Annotated in this window: 4 protein-coding genes; 3 read left to right on the forward strand and 1 reads right to left on the reverse strand. The window is 73.7% G+C overall.

What is annotated here, in order from left to right:
- The 3 genes from G3I65_RS36765 to G3I65_RS36775 form a co-directional block, all read left to right on the forward strand.
- Window positions 1-337 (forward strand): EamA family transporter (locus G3I65_RS36765; protein WP_160700177.1); only part of this gene is annotated, 337 nt, incomplete at its 5' end.
- Between the two features lie 265 nt (window positions 338-602).
- Window positions 603-1,163, forward strand: coding sequence for an RNA polymerase sigma factor (locus tag G3I65_RS36770; protein WP_160700178.1), 561 nt, complete (start codon window positions 603-605; stop codon window positions 1,161-1,163).
- Complete coding sequence (locus G3I65_RS36775) at window positions 1,160-1,603, forward strand: hypothetical protein (RefSeq protein ID WP_160700179.1); 444 nt, start codon at window positions 1,160-1,162, stop codon at window positions 1,601-1,603. Before G3I65_RS36770 ends, G3I65_RS36775 begins: the two co-directional genes overlap by 4 nt.
- Here G3I65_RS36775 and G3I65_RS36780 read toward each other — a convergent pair.
- Window positions 1,600-2,760 carry a S8/S53 family peptidase gene (locus G3I65_RS36780; RefSeq protein WP_160700180.1) on the reverse strand — a complete coding sequence of 387 codons (1,161 nt, stop codon included), beginning with the start codon at window positions 2,758-2,760 and terminating at the stop codon, window positions 1,600-1,602. The genes G3I65_RS36775 and G3I65_RS36780 overlap by 4 nt on opposite strands.
- Window positions 2,761-2,996 lie beyond the last annotated feature (236 nt).

Genomic DNA, 2,996 nt, shown 5'->3' on the forward strand with positions numbered 1-2,996 from the left:
GCTGGTGCTCGTGCCGGTCGCGCTGGCCGTCGAAGGCGCGCCGCCGTCGTCGCTGTCCGGCGCGAACATCGCGGGCTACGCCTACCTGTCGCTGATCGGCGCCGCGTTCGCGTACGCCCTGTGGTTCCGCGGGATCCGCGCGATGCCGGCCACGCACGTGACGTTCCTCGGCCTGCTGAGCCCGGTCGTCGCGACCCTGCTCGGCTGGCTCGTCCTCGGCCAGCGCCTGACCCCGTGGCAGCTGCTGGGCGCGGCGGTCGTGCTCGCGGCGGTCGTGGCCGCGCAGCGCCGGGCTCAGCCGTCGCCGGCCACCCAGCGGGTGTCCGAGAAGGTCTGAACCCCGCCCGGCCGGTCACCGGCTGCCCGCACGCCACCGTTCCCCACACGAGCACCACGAACACCACCACCCGCACGATCGGCTCACCCCGATCCGTCTCCACCGCTCCCACCGCGCACACGGCGCCCGTCCCGCCCGGGTTCAGGTATTTCCCGCGCTCCCACCGGATCGGAGGAACGGGGGGAAGACGCGAAGGAGTCCCCCGATGGCGTACCGCTCCGAAGGGCCGCTCTTGGCTAGGCTCAACGGGTCAAGGGGAGGCGAAGTGGACACCACGACCCTGCTCTCAGCGGCCGCGCGAGGCGACCAGGCGGCCTGGGACGCGCTCGTCGAGCGGTACGCGAGCCTGCTCTGGTCGATCGCGCGCGCCCACCGGCTTTCCGAAGCCGACGCGGCCGACGTCGTCCAGACGGTGTGGCTGAAGCTGGTCGAGAACCTCGGCCGGATCAAGGATCCCGAGCGGCTGCCCGGCTGGCTCGGCACGACCACCCGGCACGAGTGTCTGCGCCAGCTCCGCCGCGGCGAACGGGAACGCCCGGCCGACGACCACGTCTGGCAGAACGAACCGGCGCCGGGCGAGGCGGTCGACGCGGCCCTGCTGCTGAACGAACGCGACGCCACGCTCTGGCGCGCGCTGTCCGCGCTGCCGGAACATTGCCGCCGGCTGCTGCGCGCGCTGATGGCCACGCCTCCGCCGTCGTACGCGGCGGTGTCGGCCGCCCTCGACATGCCCATCGGCAGCATCGGCCCGACGCGGCAGCGCTGCCTGGGCCGCCTGCGCGAGCGAGCGGGCCTGGCGGGGCTGGGAACGGAGGACCGGGCATGACCGACGACGAGCTCATGGACGTCCTGCGCGCGGCGGCGGCCGAGGCCGACCCGGTGCCGGAGCTGGTGCTGAGCCAGGCCAAGGCGGCCCTGTCCACCCACGACCTCGACGCCGAACTGGCGGAGCTGGCCTTCGATTCGGACCTCGCGGAAGCCGGCGCCGTGCGCGCGGACGGCGAGGACGTCCGGCTGCTGTCGTTCGAGTCGGCGCGGGTCTCGGTGGAGCTGCAGGTGGAGTACGCGGACGGCCGCGTCTCCCTGCGCGGCCTGATCACCGGCGCGACGGGCGACGCGGTGATCGAGGTCGCCGGCGAGCGGCACGTCCGCCCGATCGGCGCGGAGGGCTGGTTCACGGCGGCGGGACTCCCGCGCGGAGCGACCCGCGTGCAGGTGACCGCCGCGGACGGCACGACGGTCACCACCGGCTGGGCCAGTCTCTAGACGCCCGGCTCCCGCACTCCGGCCACATACGACACGTGGTCCGGGCCGTTCACGTCCTGCACGCAGACTGTGGGCGGCTTTGCGACGCCCAACGGCCGCAGCACCGCCTCGGCCGCGGCCCGCGCCGAGCCGGCCTTGGCCAGCCCCGCCGCGATCTTCCCGGTGACGATCGCGGCGGAGAAGGAGGTCCCGCTCCAGACCGCGTACCCGTTGAACCCGGCGGGCTCCGTCGGGTAGCCGAGCCGGAAGTACGGACCGAGCACGTCGACGCCCTCGGCGTAGGCCGAGACCCAGGGACCGTAGTTGCTGAAGTCCGCCACTCGCGGTGTGGCCGAGTCCTGCGTCGAGTCGGCCGCGCCGACCGCGATCACCCAGGCGTGGTTCTGATCGACTTCGCGGGGCCTGGCCGCTTCGAACTTGATGGCGGCGGGGTAGACCCGGCGCCGGCTGGACCGGTTCCCGGCGGAGGCGACCACGACCGTTTCCGGGGGCAGCCGACGCAGGGCCGCCTCGATGGCCTTCGGCGGCTCGTCCTCCCACGTCGCGCCGGAGAAGGACAGGTTGATCAGCGTGATGCCTTCCTCGCGCAGTTCGTCGATGGCGGTGGCGACCGCCAGGTCTTCGGCGGCGCCGTCCGCCCTGTCGAGCACGCCCTTCATCCGGACACGGACCCCAACCTCGGCCGGCACCTGCTTCAGCAGCACCCCGGCGACGAACGTCCCGTGCGCGGCCGAGCCGACCGGGTTTCCGTCCTCGCCGCGTTCCAAGCGGACGACGTCCTCCTGGTCGAACACCACCCGGTTGGCGAGGTACGGGTGCGGGCAGCCCCGGTCCAGCAGGATGCCGGTGTCGATCACGCCGACTGTGGGGTCCTCGTCGGACCGGGACAGCGGGGTCAGTTCGCCGTGGGTCGGCTTCGGCCGCATGCCCGGGTCGCCCCAGATGATCCGGTCCGGGCCGAACAGGTGGTTCGGGCTCGCGCCGCGGCTTCCCAGCGCGGCCAGCACTTCCGGCACCGGCCGCGTCCCGGTGAACCGGTGCACCGAACCGGACACCCCGGCCGGGTGATAACCGAACCCTGCCAGTGCGGGCCGGAGCGCGGCACAATCGTCCGCATGGACCAGCAGCTCGCCTGCTCGATGGCGGTATCGCGTCATGTGTCCCCCTCGATCACGGGTGAACGGGTCGGCAACTCGATCCGCGGGCCCCTCCATCTGATACACACCGGCCGGGGCCGGCACAAGCCGCGATGAGCGACGCGCTCGCCAAGGCCGTCGCCGCCGCGGACCTCGCCTTCACCGCGCCGGCCAAGGCGCGGGCGCTCGCCGAAGCCGCGCTCGCCGAAGCGGATGGGATGACCGAGGCCGCCGCGGTGGCCGAGCACGCGCTCGGG

Source organism: Amycolatopsis sp. SID8362, from assembly GCF_010550475.1.
Lineage (GTDB): Bacteria > Actinomycetota > Actinomycetes > Mycobacteriales > Pseudonocardiaceae > Amycolatopsis > Amycolatopsis eburnea.